Below are 2,508 nucleotides of genomic sequence, written 5' to 3' on the forward strand. Positions count from 1 at the left end.
CGCCGGCGGAAGGGCCTCGAGCAGCGGCTTCATCCAGCCGCTCGCCGCGCCGTAACGGGTCACGAACCGCCCGATTGGCTCGGAATGGGTGAGGTTCAGCCCGCCGCGCCCGGCCATGAGGAATTTGCGCCCGAGGCTCGGCATGCGCTCGAAGACGGTGACCGGCAGTCCGGCGCCGGCGATCACCTCGGCGGCCATGAGGCCGGCCGGGCCGCCGCCGATCACGGCCACCTGCGGTCTGTCGGAAGAAGATTCCATGCCAGAGGTTTACGCATATCCGGCCGGGCAGAGAAGCGCCGGACATTGTCAGCCGACATTCCGGGGCTGGATTCCGCCCCGGGCTGCCCGTAAAAGGCAGCGATCAGGAGCGCCTCCCATGCAGATGTCCAATATTCCCTTCGGCACCACCGACTGGTCGAAAATCGAACCCACCCATCACAAGGGCGAAACCGGTTCCGCCATCTGGCGGACGCAGACCTTCGGCGGCATCCGCGTGCGCATGGTGGAATACACCCCCGGCTATCTGGCCGACCACTGGTGCGTGAAAGGGCATATTCTGCTGGTGCTGGACGGTGAGCTGGTGACCGAGCTGGAAGACGGCCGCGTCTTCACCCTGAAGGCCGGCCAGTCCTACCAGGTGGCCGACAATGCCGAGCCACACCGCTCGCGCACCGAGACCGGCGCGAAACTCTTCATCGTCGACTGAGGCGGGTCAGCGCGCGGCGCGGCGCTCTTCGCCGGCCGCGGCGGCGACGGGTTCGTCCTTCGGCAGGTCCTGCCAGGGGAAATTCAGGCTGTTGGTCTCGATCCTCAGCGCGATCAGGTTCCAGCCCTCGGCGGGCGTCTGGCGGTAGAAATCCGCCACGAAAAGCTGCGGGTGCTTGGGGTAATGCATCACCGCGGTGACGCGGCGCAGCCGGTGGCCGAGCGTCTGCTCGGAAACGATCTCGTAGCCCTGGGCAGGGCCATGGCCGTTCACATAGGAGCGGTGCGCCTCGTAAAGAATTTCCGGCAGGGCCCCGCCGACATGGCCCAGATGGGTTTCGGCCTTCAGTGCCTTGTAGGCGGCTTCGGTCTGATGCGCCGCCTGTCCGAGGAACTGCAGCATCCATTCGGAGGGATCGGCGGCATTCTGCGCCCTAGCGTCGTGAACCGCCGCGTCGGCGAGGATGCTCCCGCCGGCAAGCAGGAGGGCGAACAGGATGGCAGCACAGCGCGTCATGGGAAAATCTCTCCCGATTCCGGATGCCCGCATTGGGTTGTCTTTCCCTAGCAGAGCCCTTGTCGCGCTGATGCATTAAAAAACGGTCATCCCGGCGATCGTCCGCCGGCGACGCGCGGGAAAATCACGGGAAAGCCACAGAAGAGCCGCAGGCATGCGACGCAAAGTCGCCTAGAAGGGGAGGGAATCGCAAATAGGATGTCCCGGCCTGCATGCAGTATCGCCCAGACATTGACGGCCTGCGCGCCGTCGCCGTGCTTCCCGTCGTGCTCTTCCATGCCGGCAGCCAGACCTTCAGCGGCGGTTTCGTCGGCGTCGATATCTTCTTCGTCATTTCCGGTTACCTGATCGGAGGCATCATCGCCGAGGAAATCCGCCAGGGACGCTTCACCATCCTGAATTTCTACGAACGGCGGATCCGCCGTCTCTTTCCGGCCCTGTTCACCGTCATCGCCTGCTCGGCGGTGGTCGCGTCCTTCGTCTTCATGCCGGCGGATTTCCGCGATTTCGGTGAAAGCGCCGCCGCCGCCACGCTGTTCGTCGCCAATATCCTGTTCTGGCAGGAGGCCGGCTATTTCGACACCCCGGCGGCGGTGAAGCCGCTGCTGCATACCTGGTCGCTGTCGGTGGAAGAGCAGTTCTACCTCGTCTTCCCCCTCTTCATGATCATCGTGCACCGCTGGCTGAAGGGCCGCTGGGTACAGTGGCTGCTGCCCGTGCTGGTGCTGTCCTTCGCCCTGAGTGCCTGGGGTGCCATCCACAAACCGAGCTCCACCTTCTATCTCGCCCCGACCCGGGCCTGGGAGCTGCTGACCGGCGTGCTGCTGGCGCTCGGCCTCCTGGCCCCGATCGGTCACCGCTGGCTGCGCGAAGCGCTCGCGCTGGCCGGCATGGCACTGATCGCCTGGGCGGTTCTGCGTTTCGACGCGCATACCGCCTTTCCCGGAGTCAACGCCCTTTTTCCGGTGCTCGGCGCGGCCCTGCTGATTCATACCGGCTGTCCCGACACCGGGATGGGCGGCACGATTGTGAGCCGCCTGCTGTCCTGGCAGCCGCTGGTCCTCACCGGGCTGATCTCCTACTCGCTCTATCTCTGGCACTGGCCGCTGATCGTCTTCGCCGGCTACATCAACATCCATCCGCTCAGCAACCTGCAGATGAGCCTCGTGGTACTGCTGTCTATAGGGTTGGCGGTACTGTCCTGGCGCTATGTCGAGCGGCCCTTCCGCAGCCGCACGCGCATCACCGCCCGGCCGCTTTTCGCTGGCGCCGTGACGGCGATGGCC

Annotated in this window: 4 protein-coding genes; 2 read left to right on the forward strand and 2 right to left on the reverse strand. The window is 65.4% G+C overall.

Annotation, left to right across the window (positions count from 1 at the left end; all coding sequences use genetic code 11):
- Positions 1–258, reverse strand: a 258-nt coding sequence (locus tag VKZ87_RS03355) for an NAD(P)/FAD-dependent oxidoreductase (RefSeq protein ID WP_324219835.1), incomplete at its 3' end; no start/stop codon positions are given.
- A gap of 118 nt (positions 259–376) precedes the next feature.
- Here VKZ87_RS03355 and VKZ87_RS03360 point away from each other — a divergent pair.
- Entirely contained in the window at positions 377–706 is a 330-nt protein-coding gene (locus tag VKZ87_RS03360; RefSeq protein WP_324219836.1) for a DHCW motif cupin fold protein, read from the forward strand.
- A gap of 6 nt (positions 707–712) precedes the next feature.
- Here the strand turns inward: VKZ87_RS03360 and VKZ87_RS03365 are convergent, their stop codons facing one another.
- On the reverse strand, positions 713–1,222 hold the full coding sequence (locus tag VKZ87_RS03365) for a hypothetical protein (protein ID WP_324219837.1): 510 nt from the start codon (positions 1,220–1,222) through the stop codon (positions 713–715).
- Positions 1,223–1,434: 212 nt separating this feature from the next.
- Here VKZ87_RS03365 and VKZ87_RS03370 point away from each other — a divergent pair.
- Positions 1,435–2,508 (forward strand): acyltransferase (locus VKZ87_RS03370; RefSeq protein WP_324219838.1); only part of this gene is annotated, 1,074 nt, incomplete at its 3' end.

Origin of the sequence: Ferrovibrio sp., assembly GCF_035304305.1 — a bacterium.
Classification (GTDB): Bacteria; Pseudomonadota; Alphaproteobacteria; order Ferrovibrionales; family Ferrovibrionaceae; genus Ferrovibrio.